At 37.2% G+C, this 14882-nt stretch carries 17 protein-coding genes and 1 pseudogene; 16 read left to right on the top strand and 2 right to left on the bottom strand.

Annotation, left to right across the window (positions count from 1 at the left end):
- Positions 1-81: 81 nt before the first annotated feature.
- Positions 82-1392, bottom strand: coding sequence for a site-specific integrase (locus H6F62_RS14210; RefSeq protein WP_190372316.1), 1311 nt, complete (start codon positions 1390-1392; stop codon positions 82-84).
- Between the two features lie 217 nt (positions 1393-1609).
- Here H6F62_RS14210 and H6F62_RS14205 point away from each other — a divergent pair, with 217 nt between their 5' ends.
- The 15 genes and pseudogenes from H6F62_RS14205 (at position 1610) to H6F62_RS14135 (ending at position 12505) form a co-directional block, all read left to right on the top strand.
- Entirely contained in the window at positions 1610-1705 is a 96-nt protein-coding gene (locus H6F62_RS14205) for a nitrogenase molybdenum-iron protein subunit alpha (RefSeq protein WP_199306435.1), read from the top strand.
- A 153-nt stretch (positions 1706-1858) separates the two neighbouring features.
- Positions 1859-3394 (top strand): nitrogenase molybdenum-iron protein subunit beta, encoded by a 1536-nt coding sequence (gene nifK, locus H6F62_RS14200; protein WP_190372315.1) that lies wholly within the window; start codon positions 1859-1861, stop codon positions 3392-3394.
- A 446-nt stretch (positions 3395-3840) separates the two neighbouring features.
- Complete coding sequence (gene nifE / locus H6F62_RS14195) at positions 3841-5211, top strand: nitrogenase iron-molybdenum cofactor biosynthesis protein NifE (RefSeq protein WP_190372314.1); 1371 nt, start codon at positions 3841-3843, stop codon at positions 5209-5211.
- Positions 5212-5348: 137 nt separating this feature from the next.
- Complete coding sequence (gene nifN / locus H6F62_RS14190) at positions 5349-6677, top strand: nitrogenase iron-molybdenum cofactor biosynthesis protein NifN (RefSeq protein ID WP_190372313.1); 1329 nt, start codon at positions 5349-5351, stop codon at positions 6675-6677.
- Between the two features lie 45 nt (positions 6678-6722).
- Positions 6723-7142, top strand: coding sequence for a nitrogen fixation protein NifX (gene nifX / locus H6F62_RS14185; protein ID WP_035368007.1), 420 nt, complete (start codon positions 6723-6725; stop codon positions 7140-7142).
- Positions 7139-7615 carry a NifX-associated nitrogen fixation protein gene (locus tag H6F62_RS14180; RefSeq protein WP_028084341.1) on the top strand — a complete coding sequence of 159 codons (477 nt, stop codon included), beginning with the start codon at positions 7139-7141 and terminating at the stop codon, positions 7613-7615. The genes nifX and H6F62_RS14180 overlap by 4 nt, the downstream gene beginning before the upstream one ends.
- A gap of 131 nt (positions 7616-7746) precedes the next feature.
- Entirely contained in the window at positions 7747-7947 is a 201-nt protein-coding gene (locus tag H6F62_RS14175; protein ID WP_028084342.1) for a CCE_0567 family metalloprotein, read from the top strand.
- Positions 7944-8261 carry a nitrogenase-stabilizing/protective protein NifW gene (gene nifW, locus H6F62_RS14170; RefSeq protein ID WP_137908514.1) on the top strand — a complete coding sequence of 106 codons (318 nt, stop codon included), beginning with the start codon at positions 7944-7946 and terminating at the stop codon, positions 8259-8261. The genes H6F62_RS14175 and nifW overlap by 4 nt, the downstream gene beginning before the upstream one ends.
- A gap of 10 nt (positions 8262-8271) precedes the next feature.
- On the top strand, positions 8272-9054 hold the full coding sequence (locus H6F62_RS14165) for a HesA/MoeB/ThiF family protein (RefSeq protein WP_028089549.1): 783 nt from the start codon (positions 8272-8274) through the stop codon (positions 9052-9054).
- Positions 9055-9115: 61 nt separating this feature from the next.
- On the top strand, positions 9116-9493 hold the full coding sequence (locus H6F62_RS14160) for an iron-sulfur cluster assembly accessory protein (protein WP_168358355.1): 378 nt from the start codon (positions 9116-9118) through the stop codon (positions 9491-9493).
- A 110-nt stretch (positions 9494-9603) separates the two neighbouring features.
- A complete protein-coding gene (locus H6F62_RS14155; RefSeq protein ID WP_137908515.1) occupies positions 9604-9903 on the top strand; it encodes a 2Fe-2S iron-sulfur cluster-binding protein in 300 nt (99 codons plus the stop codon).
- A 110-nt stretch (positions 9904-10013) separates the two neighbouring features.
- The gene (locus H6F62_RS14150) at positions 10014-10265 is read left to right on the top strand and encodes a FeoA family protein (protein ID WP_137908516.1); all 252 of its coding nucleotides are present in this window, start codon (positions 10014-10016) and stop codon (positions 10263-10265) included.
- A gap of 198 nt (positions 10266-10463) precedes the next feature.
- Entirely contained in the window at positions 10464-10784 is a 321-nt protein-coding gene (locus H6F62_RS14145) for a helix-turn-helix domain-containing protein (protein WP_190372312.1), read from the top strand.
- Between the two features lie 300 nt (positions 10785-11084).
- Positions 11085-12122 (top strand): annotated as a pseudogene (locus H6F62_RS14140) (site-specific DNA-methyltransferase).
- Entirely contained in the window at positions 12119-12505 is a 387-nt protein-coding gene (locus H6F62_RS14135; protein WP_199290971.1) for a hypothetical protein, read from the top strand. The pseudogene H6F62_RS14140 and the gene H6F62_RS14135 overlap by 4 nt, the downstream one beginning before the upstream one ends.
- A gap of 215 nt (positions 12506-12720) precedes the next feature.
- Here H6F62_RS14135 and H6F62_RS14130 read toward each other — a convergent pair whose 3' ends face one another.
- Positions 12721-14061, bottom strand: a complete 1341-nt coding sequence (locus H6F62_RS14130; RefSeq protein ID WP_190372311.1) for a glycoside hydrolase family protein — start codon at positions 14059-14061, stop codon at positions 12721-12723.
- A gap of 264 nt (positions 14062-14325) precedes the next feature.
- On the opposite strand from H6F62_RS14130, the gene H6F62_RS14125 reads away from it, so the two are divergent.
- On the top strand, positions 14326-14832 hold the full coding sequence (locus tag H6F62_RS14125) for a hypothetical protein (protein ID WP_190372310.1): 507 nt from the start codon (positions 14326-14328) through the stop codon (positions 14830-14832).
- Positions 14833-14882 lie beyond the last annotated feature (50 nt).

Below are 14882 nucleotides of genomic sequence, written 5' to 3'. Positions count from 1 at the left end.
TACAAGTCTTGCCCGCTATAATTACACAAAATAATTACACAAATTAAATGCAGTACAGCTTATATCAATTAATAAGCGAAATTAACTATTTTTATAAACCATTTCCATTCTCAACTTTTCCACCTCAATCTTCAACCGTTCATTTTCCATTTTCAACCCTGTATTTTCATCCTTAATCAACTCAACTTCATTCCGTTTATTCAAAGCCTGATTTATTGCTAATTTTCGCATATCTAAAGAAAACCAACGTTGATAAGTTTTCGTATGAATCTGCACACTATGACCCAAATTATCCGCCGCAGCTTTCATAGGAATGCCCAAAATATGCGCTCGAATTGCCCAACCATGACGTAAATCATAGGGTTTAAAATCCAAACCAATTTTTCTAAACCACCAACTCACCCTTTGAATTAAAGCCGTGATTTCTGCATGATTGTTCTGGTCTTTTTTACTGATTGCGATCGCTAACATTTGCAAATATTTAGGATTTCTTAAATCAAATTCATCAATCCATTCTTTATATAAAGGTAAAGCTTCTCTTTCCCCAGTTTTACAATCTTGATCAACCTTCCAAGTTAAATCTATATTTTCATCACTCAACCACCAATGAATATGAGGATTAACAAAAAGCTCACGGGGACGTAACCCAAAAACCGCCAACATTCCATAGATCCAACGCCATAATTGCCAACTATCTTTGACATCTTGATTAACTTGCTTACCGCGATGATTGAGATATTCATCAAACTTGTAAAATCCTGTAACTATTTGTTTATCAGTGGGAATATTGCGAGAATTACTTTCAGGGACTTTAGCATAATTAATTAAATTAATTTCAATTTTAAAAACTTGACAAAATACAGAAATAGCCCTCACAGCATTATATTTAGCCCATTCCTTATCTATTTTTTCAATTGCATTAATCAAACTTTCCCCATTAGCCAAATCATCAGCATTTGTATAACGTTTAATTCGGGAAAAATAATAGAAAAAAGTATGTTCACTTTTAGTAGTGCGTTTATGGCTTTTAAAATATTCATCTTCAAACTTTGCTAATAACTCACCAATAGTTATTAACTCTTTTTTAATGCCGTCATTTCCTAAATTTCCCAAATATTTATCATTCCAAATAAAAGTTTTTCTCGCAATTAACTTACCTAATTCATAAGCCTCCTCCTCCGCAGTTTTCAGTCCATCTAAATTGGCTGGAATATTCAAACTGAGGTTATATTGTTTTTTGCCTGTGTTGTTGATATCTGCATCACCTGGTTTAATAGGTAAAGTTGCCCGTAATTGCAGACATCCATTTGATTCTCGGATTGTTACCCTGGTTTTTGCAGACTTCAAACGCAGATTTACCTGTTTTAATTCCCATAATAGATTTTCTTTCATCCTTTGCGCCTTTGCTCCTCCGCGTCTTTGCGCGAAACTTAATTCTTAAACTTTTAGACTATATTGAGACTAAAAATAAATGCGTTAACCGCAAACATAGTTTATCGCTGACATTGCAGAAATCATCAACTTTTCTAGTTAAAACCTATTAAACCAGCAGAATAAATACTCCGGTCCTTACCACGGTTACGACGGATTTGCCATTTTCGCTCGTGACATGGACTTGGCGCTCAACAGCCCAACCTGGGGATTAATTGGCGCTCCCTGGAACAAAAAAGCTCAAGCTAAAGTTAAAGCTAAAGCGGCCGTCTAGGGAACAAAAATCTGGGGTTTTACCCCAGGAGAGTTGGAAATTCAAGATTCAAAATTAAAAATTCTCAGTTTTGAATTTTGCATTCTGAATCTTGAGTGGTATTTCCGACTCTCCACCAAACGCAAACATCATACACCGCAGGAGATACAGAAAATGCCTCAGAATCCAGAAAAGATTCAGGATCACGTTGAGCTATTCCACCAACCAGAATACCAACAACTGTTTGAAAACAAGAAACAGTTTGAAAATGGCCACACTTCCGAAGAAGTACAACGGGTAGCAGACTGGACAAAAACCTGGGAATATCGGGAAAAGAACTTTGCGCGGGAAGCTTTAACCGTTAACCCAGCTAAGGGTTGTCAACCTTTAGGCGCTATGTTTGCGGCCGTAGGTTTTGAAGGTACTCTTCCCTTCGTTCAAGGTTCTCAAGGTTGCGTGGCTTACTTCCGTACCCACTTAACCCGTCACTACAAAGAACCATTTGCGGGTGTTTCTTCTTCCATGACAGAAGACGCGGCTGTATTCGGTGGTTTGCAAAACATGATTGATGGTTTGGCTAACTCTTACAAACTATACAATCCTAAGATGATTGCTGTTTGCACCACCTGTATGGCAGAAGTTATCGGTGATGACTTACAATCATTCATTGGTAACGCTAAAGACGCTGGTTCAGTTCCTCAAGATTTCCCAGTCCCTTTTGCTCACACTCCTAGCTTCGTTGGTTCTCACATCACTGGTTACGATAACATGATGAAGGGAATCCTTTCTACCTTAACCGCAGGTAAGAAGAAAGCCAAGAGCAACGGTAAAATCAACTTTATTCCTGGTTTTGATACCTACGTAGAAAACAACCGCGAAGTTAAGCGCATTGCTAACCTATTCGGTTTTGACTACACCTTATTATCTGACAACAGTGATTATGTTGACTCACCTAATGATGGTGCGTACAATATGTACCCAGGTGGTACTAAGCTCGAAGATGCAGCAGATTCCATTAACGGTAAAGCTACCATTGCTCTTCAAGCTTACTCCACAGCCAAGACCCGTGAATACATTGCTAAGGAATGGGGTCAAGACGTTTGTGTTTCTCGTCCTTGGGGTATCAAGGGAACTGACGAGTTCTTGATGAAACTCAGCGAAATGACTGGTAAGGCTATTCCTGAAGAGTTAGAAATCGAACGTGGTCGTGCAGTTGATGCGATGACTGACTCCCATGCTTGGTTACATGGTAAGCGTTTCGCTATCTATGGTGATCCTGACTTAGTTTACAGCTTAGTTGGTTTCATGTTGGAAATGGGCGCTGAACCAGTACACATCTTGGTTCACAACACCAATGAAGTATTTGAGAAAGAATTGCAAGCATTGTTAGATTCTAGCGCCTTCGGTAAGTCCGCTAAAATCTGGGGTGGTAAAGACTTGTGGCACTTACGCTCCCTGTTATTTACCGAACCCGTAGACCTATTAATTGGTAACTCCTACGGTAAGTATTTATGGCGTGATTGTGGTGTACCTTTGGTGAGAATTGGTTATCCTATCATGGACCGTCACCACTACCACCGTTACGCAACTGTTGGTTATAAAGGTGTTATTAACCTGTTGAACTGGATTGTCAATACAATCTTTGAAGAAATTGACCGTACTACCAATGTTCCTGGTCAAACCGATATTTCCTACGACTTAGTTCGTTAAGAATTATCTAGGGGTGGGATTTTCCCCTCCTTTCGGTCGCAAATAAGCAAAGGGGACAGGAAATTGGGTAAATTCCCTAAAATCCTCTCCCCTATCTCCAATTCCATTAGCCTAAATAGCCTACTCTTTGTTCCTTTCATCTACCTGACAGATGAATTTTCCCATAAGTTCCCAGAAAAATTATCTCTTTTGATTAGCGTTAATCAATGTTATGAAAATCCCACTCTGGAAAATATAGATAAATACATATCTTTTTTGCAGGTTTATCTGTGTAAATATTAAGTTAATCTTGTTTCGCGCTCAGACGCAAAGGAAGAAATATATTAATTTAAACTGTAGTCTAAATATGTGAATTTGGCTGTAATTTTGTGTAAATCATCATTTTAATGATGGACTTTCATCAAGATTTGTACTGTTAATAAATTCTATCTACTGCGAGAATAAAAATGAAAATCACCCAAAGTAAAATTAACGAATTGCTCAATGAATCAGGATGTGAACATAATCAAAAAAAACAGGGAGAAAAAAAGAATAAATCTTGTACCCAACAAGCTCAACCAGGTGCGGCTCAAGGGGGTTGTGCTTTTGATGGTGCGATGATTGCTTTAGTCCCAATTACTGATGCGGCTCATTTGGTTCATGGTCCGATCGCTTGTGCTGGAAATTCCTGGGGAAGTCGTGGGAGTTTGTCTTCAGGTCCAATGCTTTATAAAACGGGTTTTACTACCGATGTTGGGGAAAATGATGTAATTTTCGGCGGTGAAAAAAAGCTTTATAAAGCGATTTTAGAAGTTAATCAAAACTACAACCCTGCGGCAATTTTTGTTTACGCCACCTGCGTTACAGCCCTAATTGGTGATGATATTGATGCAGTTTGTAAGGTAGCAGCCGAAAAAATTGGAACTCCTGTCATTCCTGTTATTGCTCCGGGATTCATTGGTAGTAAGAACTTAGGTAATCGTTTTGGTGGTGAGGCTTTACTAGAATATGTAGTGGGAACTGCTGAACCTGAATATACTACCCCGTATGATATTAATTTAATAGGTGAATACAACATTGCGGGGGAAATGTGGGGAGTTTTACCCTTATTTGAAAAGTTAGGAATTAGGGTTTTATCAAAAATTACAGGTGATGCTCGTTATCAAGAAGTACGTTATGCTCACCGGGCAAAATTAAATGTCATGATCTGCTCACGAGCGCTTTTAAATATGGCGCGAAAAATGGAGGAGCGTTACGGTATTCCTTACATTGAAGAGTCATTTTATGGCATTAATGATATTAACCGTTGTTTGCGAACTGTGGCGGCTAAATTAGGTGATGCTGATTTACAGGAACGCACAGAAAAACTCATTGTTGAAGAAACAGCGGCCTTAGATATTGCACTTGCTCCCTATCGAGAAAAATTAAAAGGAAAACGCATTGTTCTCTATACTGGTGGTGTGAAAAGTTGGTCAATTATTTCCGCTGCGAAAGATTTGGGAATTGAAGTTGTGGCCACAAGTACCCGCAAAAGTACGGAAGAAGATAAAGCTAAAATTAAAAATTTGTTGGGTAATGATGGTATTATGCTGGAGAAAGGAAACGCTTCCGAACTCCTGAAATTAATTGCAGAGACTAACGCAGATATGCTTATTGCTGGCGGTAGAAATCAATATACAGCTTTAAAAGCCAGAATTCCCTTTTTAGATATTAACCAAGAACGTCATCATCCCTACGCGGGTTATGTGGGTATGGTAGAAATGGCGCGGGAGTTGACTGAGGCTTTATATAGTCCTGTGTGGGAGCAAATTCGCAAGCCCGCTCCTTGGGAAGTTTAGGTGACAGGTGATAGGTGACAGGTGACAGTAAGAAGCTAAAAGGTAAAAGATCAATATTTTCCTCCTGAACTCCTGAACTCCTGACAAATTATTTTGAGATTATTGAGATTATTGAGATTATTGAGATTATTGAGATTATGGCGATCGCAATTGTTCCAGAAAAGTCTGTGACTGTCAACCCCCTCAAACAAAGTCAGGCTTTAGGCGCTTCTTTAGCTTTCTTGGGTTTAAAGGGAACTATGCCCTTATTTCATGGTTCTCAGGGTTGTACAGCCTTCGCAAAAGTAGTTTTAGTTCGACATTTTCGGGAAGCAATTCCCCTTGCGACCACTGCAATGACAGAAGTTACTACTATTTTGGGTGGTGAGGAAAATGTCGAGCAAGCTATTCTCACTTTAGTAGAAAAAGTACAACCAGAAATCATTGGTTTATGCACTACTGGGCTAACAGAAACTAGAGGTGATGATATTGAACGTTTTTTAAAAGATATTCGAGAACGTCACCCCGAACTTAATCATTTAGCCATTATTTTTGCTCCCACTCCCGATTTTAAAGGTGCTTTACAAGACGGTTTTGCAGTCGCAGTAGAAAGTATTGTTAAGGAAATTCCTCAAGCAGGGGGAATTAAACCAGAACAAATCACAATTTTAGCTGGTGCTGCTCTCACTCCTGGAGATGTTCAAGAAATTCGAGAAATAGTTACAGCTTTCGGACTAGAACCCATATTTGTTCCTGATTTAGGAGCTTCATTAGATGGACATTTGGAAGATGGTTATAGTGCTATAACTGCTAGTGGAACAACTTTAAAAGAATTACGTTCCTTGGGTAGTTCAGCTTTTACCTTAGCCTTAGGTGAAAGTATGCGCCAGGCGGCGAAAATTTTAGAAGAACGCTTCGGAACTAACTATCAAGTATTCAGAGATCTAATAGGATTAGAACCTGTAGATGAATTTCTGCAAAAATTATCTTTATTAAGTGGAAATCCCGTTCCTGAAAAATATCGTCGTCAACGTCGTCAATTGCAAGATGCAATGTTAGATACTCACTTTTATTTTAGTGCTAAACGAGTATCTTTAGCTTTAGAACCAGATTTATTATGGACTATAGTTAAATTTTTGCAATCAATGGGGGCAGAAATTCATCATGCTGTCACCACAACTCGTTCTCCCTTACTTCAAGAACTTCCTATTAAAAATGTCACCATTGGCGATTTAGAAGATTTTGAAAAATTGGCAATAGGTTCTGATTTATTGATTGGTAATTCCCACGTAAATACCATCTCTAAACGCTTTTTTATTCCCCTCTATCGTTTAGGCATTCCTATTTATGACCGATTAGGAAATGGTCTATTTACCAAAGTAGGCTATCGCGGTACTATTGAGCTTCTTTTCGGCATGGGAAACCTATTTATAGAACATGAAGAATCATCAATGATCAACCAATGGTCATCAGTAATCAACAAATAACAACTAACAACTGACAACTGACAACTGACAACCAATAAAGGACAAATGAAAGTGAAAATTGCTTTTACGACAACTGACAGAATTCATGTTAATGCTCACTTTGGCTGGGCTAAGGAAATAGATGTTTATGAAATTTCCGACAACGGCTATGAATTTGTAGAAACTCTCAAATTTGAAGGTGATCTAAAAGAAGATGGTAATGAGGATAAAATTACCCCTAAACTTCAAGCACTTAATGATTGCACAATTGTTTATGTTGTGGCTATTGGTGGTAGTGCAGCGGCTCGTTTAATTAAGAAAGGTGTAACCCCAGTTAAGGCTAAATCTGAAGAGGAAAAAATTGCAGAAATTCTCGATAAATTAGTCAAAACTCTCAAAGGTAATCCTCCACCTTGGTTACGAAAAGCTTTACAACAGAAAAAACCTAGTTTTGCTGAAGAAATTGAAAACGAAGCAACAGTATGAGTACAAATAATGTGAATGGAACTGGTAACAATTTAGAGGTTATTTTACCTCCTTTTTTGAAAGCATTAGTTCAACAAATTCGGGCGCAAGATAGTTATGGTTTCTACCGAAATTGGACTGATGAATTAATCCTCAAACCCTATATTGTTACTAAACAAAAGAAACGAGAAATTTCTGTAGAAGGTGAAGTTGACCCCGCCACTATTTCCCGTATAAATGCCTTTTTTCGAGCGGTAGCTGCCAGCATTGAAAAGGAAACTGGACTCATTTCTAATGTAGTTATTGAATTAGGACATGAGGGTTTTGGTTGGGCTTTAGTATTTTCAGGACGCTTATTATTAGCTGTGAAAACTTTGCGTGATGCTCATCGTTTTGGTTTTGATTCTTTCGAGAAATTAGACGAAGAAGGCACAAAGTTTGTGGAAAAAGGCATTGATTTAGCCAAACGTTTCCCGGAAGTAGGCAATCTTTAATTAGTCATTGGTCAGTAGTCAGTGGTTAGTGGTGATTAGTTAGAGGAGACTTGCAAATTTGTTCTCTTCTATAGCAAATTACAACTAACAACGGACAAAGGACAACTGACCAATGACAAAGGACAAAAAATATGACAATTGAGGAAATCACAACCAAGATTAAAAAGCTAAATAGCAAAGCAGGTCAAATGAAAATGGATCTGCATGATTTAGCAGAAGGACTACCCACAGATTACCAAAAACTGATGGATGTTGCTGCGGAAACTTACGAAATCTACTGTCAGTTAGATGGACTCAAGCAACAACTCAAAAAAATGGAGAATTCTAAATGAGTACCAATATTGATGAATTTAAAAACCTCGTAGATGCCGAAGAGTTTTTCATCTTTTTTAATCTACCCTATGACCAAAAATTTGTAAATGTCAACCGTTTACATATTTTGAAAAAGTTTTCTCAGTTCATGAGTCAAATTGATGATAGTTATCCTCAACTCAGTAACCAAGAAAGATTAGAGAAATATTGTGTTGCTTTGCAACAAGCTTATCAGGTGTTTATAGAATCCACACCCCATGAACAAAAGCTGTTCAAGGTATTTAATGATAAGCCCAAAAATGTTGTCACCCTGACAGAAATCACCTCAGATTAGGAGTTAAAAAGTGATTAACCTAACGCCTACCGAATTGGAACGCTATAGTCGCCAAATGATGCTTCCTAATTTTGGTGAATTAGCTCAAAAGCGCCTAAAATCAGCGACTGTTTTAGTGTCAGGTGTGGGTGGATTAGGTGGTACAGCGGCGCTTTACTTAACAGTAGCAGGCGTTGGGCGGCTGATCCTAGTCCGAGGTGGTGATTTGCGGCTGGATGATATGAATCGTCAGGTTTTGATGACTGATGACTGGGTGGGTAAACCCAGAGTATTTAAAGCCCAAGAAACCCTCAAAGCCATCAATCCTGATGTTCAAGTGGATGTAGTTCACGATTACATTACCGCAGAAAATGTGGATGGGTTGGTACAGTCGGCGGATATGGCTTTGGATTGCGCTCATAATTTCACTGAACGCAATTTGTTAAATGAAGCCTGTGTCCGCTGGCGCAAGCCCATGGTAGAGGCAGCCATGGACGGTATGGAGGCTTACCTGACCACGATTATTCCCGGTGTCACCCCTTGTTTATCTTGTCTGTTTCCAGAAAAGCCGGATTGGGACCGACGCGGTTTTTCCGTGCTGGGGGCTGTTTCTGGGACCTTGGCCTGTTTGACGGCTTTGGAAGCGGTAAAGCTGATTACTGGTTTTAGTCAACCGCTGTTATCAGAATTACTAACCATTGATTTAAACAGAATGGAATTTGCTAAACGTCGTTCTCACCGCGATCGCAATTGTCCAGTCTGCGGTAATACTGCCCCTTGGAGATATTCCCAATCTCAAGCCGCAACGGTGTAAGTTACCACTTCTTGAAAATCCACATCCAAATCAGAATATTCGCTACAGAATAAGACATAAAATGACTGTTACTTTAACAGAAAAGGCAGAATTTCGTCTCTGGGCATTTGTCAAGGGTTCTACAACCGACGAAACTAATAACGCCACAAAGGGTGTCCGCATCTCGGTTAAAGATGGTGGTTGCAGTGGCTACGAGTATGGCATCGAAATTACTAGCAAGCCCCAACCTGATGATATCGTAACTCAACAAGGAAATGTGTTGATTTACGTTGATGCTAAAAGTGCGCCGTTATTAGCAGGTGTGGTAGTTGATTTTGTTGAGGGAGTTATGGATAGCGGTTTTAAGTTTTCCAACCCCAATGCAACTGATACCTGCGGTTGTGGCAAGTCCTTTAAAACCAGTGATGGTACTCCCAATGGTGTACCTTGCGGTAAATAGAATAGTTCAAACTTCAAAAGTTAGCTCCTTTATTTTGAATTTTGACTTGATCTCGGAAAACTTAACGAACTCAAAAACTCACTTCATTAATCTTTGAGGAGAATCGGAAAATGGCGACATATCAAGTAAGATTGATCAACAAAAAAGAAGATATAGACACCACAATTGAATGTGATGAAGACATGACAATTGTAGACGCAGCAGAAGAAGCTGGTCTGGAATTACCTTTCTCCTGTAAATCCGGCGCTTGCTCTAGCTGTGTAGGTAAGATTGTTGAAGGTGAAATTAACCAAGATGATCAATCCTTTTTAGATGATGAGCAAATGGGCAAAGGATTCGCCTTATTATGTGTTAGCTATCCCCGTTCTAACTGCACAATCAAAACCCACCAAGAACCTTACCTTGCTTAATACAATATTTGTCGGGATTTAGAAATCCTAAATTCTTTCACTTTCACAATGATGGAGGATGTTTATCATCTTTCATCATTTCAATTTTCATTGTTTATTTTGATAATTCAATGTTTACTAATTTTACCGTTATGGGCTGTTCTTTAGAGTTACTAAAATCAGGAGAATGTGGCATAGTTACTTTTTGTCAAACTCAGGATGAGACAATTAGAAAAAAGCTGATATCAATGGGCATTAAAACAGGTAATACCATTACTGTAGAACAGCAATTTCCAACTTTTATTATTAAATGTGGTAGTTTATCTATGACTATAAATCGCCAAATAGCGCGGGCTATTTATGTGCGGGTAATTGATGGCTGAAAATGGTGATTAAGTTTAGTTATTGGTTTAAATTGTGGTTTTTACACTTAAACCTATGTATAGTATTTAATACGTAGTTTAAATTTATAGACTTAAACTTAAAGCCTAAAGCAAAAGATGTTAAAATACTATAAAGTTAGAGAGGTGAAATAATATGAGCTATTAAAAACCCAATCAGAAGAAAAGTGAGAATAAACAATGGGGAAAACTTTAAAGGAAAAACTAGAACAGTTACCACTAGAAAGACAGCAAAAAATTGCTGAAGAATCTAACTTTCTCATTGCTGAAGAAATGACACGACAACAATTGAGACTAGCACTCAAACTCACTCAAGAGCAAATGTCAAAACTTCTTCAAATTGATCAAGGAAATGTTTCTCAAATGGAACAAAATACTGATTTAATGCTTTCAATTCTGCGAAAGTATATTACTGATTTAGGTGGTGATTTAAAGCTTGTTGTTGAATTTCCTAACCGTCCACAAGTTACTTTATCAGGAATTTCTGAGATTGATATCTGACGAAGATCTTCAACTAAAGTCAACTAAAGATAAAATTTTCTCTAAAACTCGCTCATTTATGGTTGGTGGTAAATTTTTCAAAGGTGCGTTATGCGATCGCTAACACACCCTACAAAACTAAATCAAACGTTAAATTTTATTAAATTTGTCAGGTTAAAAACAAAAATGCTGTATGGCTAACACACCCTACAAAACTAAATCAAACGTTAAATTTTATTAAATTTGTCAGGTTAAAAACAAAGATGCTGTATGATAGTTTGAAAATCACAATTTAATTAATATAATTAATAATTAAATTATATGAAAGTACAACAACAAATATTAGACTTTAGAAATAAAATTCTTCTCGGTGACAATCTATCTATTCTCAAACAAATAGAAAGTGATACTTTTGATTTAATCATCACTTCACCCCCATATTTTCAGCAACGTGATTATGGAAATGGTAATTTAGGTATAGGGAATGAAACAACGGAAGCAGAATATTTACAAAATATCTTAACGGTATTTGGGGAATGTGTGCGCGTTTTGAAAAAAACAGGAGCAATAGTTTTTAATTTGGGAGATAAATATATTAACGGTGGTTTATCTCTAATTCCTTATAAATTTGCCATTCAAGCTACCCAAAATCAAAATATTTTTCTGATTAATCAAATTACATGATCAAAACTAAATCCTACACCACGTCAAGATAAAAGAAAATTAATACAAGCTACAGAACCATTTTTCATATTTGCCAAATCAAAAGATTATTACTTTAATTTAGATAATTATTTACAACATCTAGATACCTTTAATAAAAGTATTAAAGGTAAACCATCTGATAAATTAGGTAAAAAATATCTGGAATTAATTAAAAATTCTGATTTAAGCGAGGCACAAAAAAATCATGCTATTAAAGAATTAAATCAAGCTATTTTAGCAGTACATAATGGAGAAATTGAAGGATTTAGAATGAAAATTCATGGAATACATAAATTAGCCTATGGTGGACAAGAAGGAGGGAGAAATAACCAAATTAAGAATCATGGTTTTACTATTATTAGAATTTTAGGAAACACCATGAAAAAAGACATCATTGAAAGTCCGGTAGAAATTACTAAAAATAATCATCATCCAGCAGTTTATCCTTTATATATTATTCAAGAACTTATTAAATTGTTAACTCAAGAAGGTGATTTTATTCTTGATCCTTTTTGTGGTAGTGGTACTAGTTGTGTAGCAGCTAGAAATTTAAATAGAAACTATTTAGGAATTGAAATTAATCCTGATTATGTAAATTTAGCTAATAACCGCATGGAACAACCTGATTCTCAACAACAGGAATTATTTATATGAAATATAATTATCATCGAGAAATAGAAATATTAGAACAATTTTATCAGGAAGCAATTGAATTAATTAAAAATCAAGCGTTATCAGAAATTGAGGAAGAAATAAAAGACTGTGTAGATATTTTCGTTCATAAAATAGAAACTGATAAATCTTTAATTCAAGTAATTATTACCAGTCTACTCAAGAAAATAATTAAACCTGAGCAAGATATTAGGTTGCACATGGCTAAATTTCCAAATGGATATTCTGCTAGAGTCCTTGATACTAAGGTAACTACACCGTTTTTTAAAATAAATTTTCCACGATACGCTAATAAGGAAACTGCATTTTTAACAAAAGCAACAATTTATCAAAACATATACAGAAGAATTAGTACAAGATGCTAGAAATTCAACGGAGGTAAAAGATTTTCATATTCAAGCTTGGGAGAAAATTTTACAACAATGTCAATAAAAATAAGCATTTTTCCAATTAAGTATTAATCCTGATTTTTCCTGGTGGTAATGCGATAGCGAAGCGCTCCGTAGGAATCGCTATCCGACCATTATTAGCCCGATATTGGTAATCTTGGTGTATTACAAAATGAAGTGCGGAATGTGGGCTACAATCCCCAATCTACAACTAGCAACCGCGGATCAAACTCTCGCAATAAACGTACCAGTTCTTTTAAATCATTAATAGAACTTACACAGACGCAACCCGCACTACCAGGACTGTGTCCCTCTTTAATCCAGTTCCAATCAGCATGAAATCCAAATGCGTCACGGTCATCTGATTGCTTACCAACGAACGGAACCCATACAGGACCAAGTCCGTTGTGTGAGTCTGGATGGGATGCGTTATAATTATCTTTACCTCCTGCCCAGTCAATATCGCCGATAATATAGCTACCTTGAGGAATTGGCTGTAGACTACCTGGAAAACTGTCAGGATCGCTAAATAGTAAGAAACGCTGCGCTCTTGGTCCGCCAGATACAACCTCTAGGGATTCAACCACACCTCGTGTGGGATGTACAAACTCCAATTTACACAATTTCAAGCCTTCATACGCATCTTTACTGGTGCGTGTAAGGTGACAGTAAACACCTCTATCCGGTGTAGGAGCAGGAACAAGTCCTCGCGCTCGTCTTAAAGCATTTTCGATCGCTCTTTTGGTTTCTGGTCCGACCTTACCATCAATTTTGCTTAAAGCCTCACGTCTTTGCAGCAGTTCAACAGCACTTTTGGTAATATCATTAAACTCATTTGGCTGCGGAGCCATCCGCAGGAATCCCAATCCTGCAAGAGCGCAATTGAGGATGTAGCAATCATCTCCCACATCACCCTTGACAATTAATGCACCGGTAAATGGTAGAGGTACGGGAGCAGGGTGATAGGGACGTTCTTCTACTAATGAAGTAGTAGGGGTTGTAGTTGGGACTGAAGTGGAACTTGCAGAATTTCCCACCGAAGGATTTAACCCATCTCTTCGGAACAAAGCTTCTTCGTCATTACGACGATTGACTAATCCTGGCAAAACTTTTGTATTACCATTGTCTGTACCATTTACCCAACGGTCAAATTCGCGGGCTGCACCTTCGTAATCTACGTCATTATTAAGTTTTCGTAATAGTGTTGACTCACCAAATGCTCCAATGCCAATGTTATAAACAAAGGAAACTAAGGCATCAAACATACCTTGTGTTAAAGCTGCTCGACAAAGCTGATCAACATCTTTTGCTGCTTCTTCAACTTCCAGTTTAAGCCAGCGTTCTGCTGTTGTTTCATTGATAACATCACCGGGCTGAATGGGTCTGTTCAAATCCAAGTGTTCTATAGAGCCGAACCCAATCGTCCATATTCCAACTGGATCTTTATACGCTCCAATCAAACCATCAGGGCGCTTCTGGTGCAACCCTTCCCATTTTTTAATTAAACTAAAACACTCGTTACTTGGTTTCATGCTTTTAACTTTAGGCTAAAGTTCTTTTGAGATCATCTTCAAATTTTTTGATATACCTCCAGTAATGTTGAGGGTTCACAAAAAATAAGATATGTTAAAAGGTACTATGTTTCCTTTTGTTTTTCACCCACGTTACACCACTTACCTAAACCTGAAAAGCGGAAAAAAGCGGATTGCAAAAAAAAATTACAAACAGACGGAAAAAAGCTGAAAAGTACGGATAAAGTCTGCTATCATTACTTATGTCGCGTTACATTTTTAGCCATGCAGGTTCACGAACTACTACAACTTGTGGATGACGCTGTTTATCTCAACACGGGAAAGCATCTCAATGACTTGCAACGTGGAGTTATTGAGGGGACATTAAAGTATCAAAAGTATGCTGATATTGCGGAAAATTGTGGTTGTAGCGCGGGTCATGCAAAGGATGTAGGTTACGAACTTTTAAAAATGTTATCTGATATTTTTGGTGAACCAGTTGATAAAAGTAATCTTAAATCAGTTTTAGAACGACAAGGAAATGTGAATATTTCTTTGGTTAATAATAGTAGTAATATATTTGGAAAGGGCTGTATAAATATTGGTTCTAAACAACCTAAAACTAAACCAGATAAAAGTCATTCTGGTGATTCTAAATTAAAGCAACGAAATCAGAATAAAACTCAGATAGAAAAGATTAGTAAATTAAGGTATTTTGGCTTAAATGATCAGCAAATTGCAGAGGTGTTCGAGTTACCTTTAGAGGTAATTAAACAGGTAGTATCGGAATAATAAAACTTTTAATTTCCAAGACGCTACTATTAATTAAACATCAAAAATGT

Origin of the sequence: Anabaena sp. FACHB-1391, assembly GCF_014696755.1 — a bacterium.
Classification (GTDB): domain Bacteria; phylum Cyanobacteriota; class Cyanobacteriia; order Cyanobacteriales; family Nostocaceae; genus Dolichospermum; species Dolichospermum planctonicum.
Note: the sequence above shows the minus strand (reverse complement) of the source record. Positions and strands in the feature narration are given on the sequence as shown.

Excerpts from the sequence above, each read along its gene's own strand:
- nifN (WP_190372313.1), top strand. The coding sequence starts at position 5,349 with ATGGCGATCGCAATTGTTCCAGAAAAGTCTGTGACTGTCAACCCCCTC.
- H6F62_RS14150 (WP_137908516.1), top strand. The coding sequence starts at position 10,014 with ATGTTTACTAATTTTACCGTTATGGGCTGTTCTTTAGAGTTACTAAAA.
- H6F62_RS14160 (WP_168358355.1), top strand. The coding sequence starts at position 9,116 with ATGACTGTTACTTTAACAGAAAAGGCAGAATTTCGTCTCTGGGCATTT.
- H6F62_RS14210 (WP_190372316.1), bottom strand. The coding sequence starts at position 1,392 with ATGAAAGAAAATCTATTATGGGAATTAAAACAGGTAAATCTGCGTTTG.
- nifE (WP_190372314.1), top strand. The coding sequence starts at position 3,841 with ATGAAAATCACCCAAAGTAAAATTAACGAATTGCTCAATGAATCAGGA.
- nifW (WP_137908514.1), top strand. The coding sequence starts at position 7,944 with ATGAGTACCAATATTGATGAATTTAAAAACCTCGTAGATGCCGAAGAG.
- H6F62_RS14130 (WP_190372311.1), bottom strand. The coding sequence starts at position 14,061 with ATGAAACCAAGTAACGAGTGTTTTAGTTTAATTAAAAAATGGGAAGGG.
- H6F62_RS14155 (WP_137908515.1), top strand. The coding sequence starts at position 9,604 with ATGGCGACATATCAAGTAAGATTGATCAACAAAAAAGAAGATATAGAC.
- H6F62_RS14135 (WP_199290971.1), top strand. The coding sequence starts at position 12,119 with ATGAAATATAATTATCATCGAGAAATAGAAATATTAGAACAATTTTAT.
- H6F62_RS14175 (WP_028084342.1), top strand. The coding sequence starts at position 7,747 with ATGACAATTGAGGAAATCACAACCAAGATTAAAAAGCTAAATAGCAAA.
- nifK (WP_190372315.1), top strand. The coding sequence starts at position 1,859 with ATGCCTCAGAATCCAGAAAAGATTCAGGATCACGTTGAGCTATTCCAC.
- H6F62_RS14180 (WP_028084341.1), top strand. The coding sequence starts at position 7,139 with ATGAGTACAAATAATGTGAATGGAACTGGTAACAATTTAGAGGTTATT.
- nifX (WP_035368007.1), top strand. The coding sequence starts at position 6,723 with ATGAAAGTGAAAATTGCTTTTACGACAACTGACAGAATTCATGTTAAT.
- H6F62_RS14125 (WP_190372310.1), top strand. The coding sequence starts at position 14,326 with ATGCAGGTTCACGAACTACTACAACTTGTGGATGACGCTGTTTATCTC.
- H6F62_RS14145 (WP_190372312.1), top strand. The coding sequence starts at position 10,464 with ATGGGGAAAACTTTAAAGGAAAAACTAGAACAGTTACCACTAGAAAGA.
- H6F62_RS14205 (WP_199306435.1), top strand. The coding sequence starts at position 1,610 with ATGGACTTGGCGCTCAACAGCCCAACCTGGGGATTAATTGGCGCTCCC.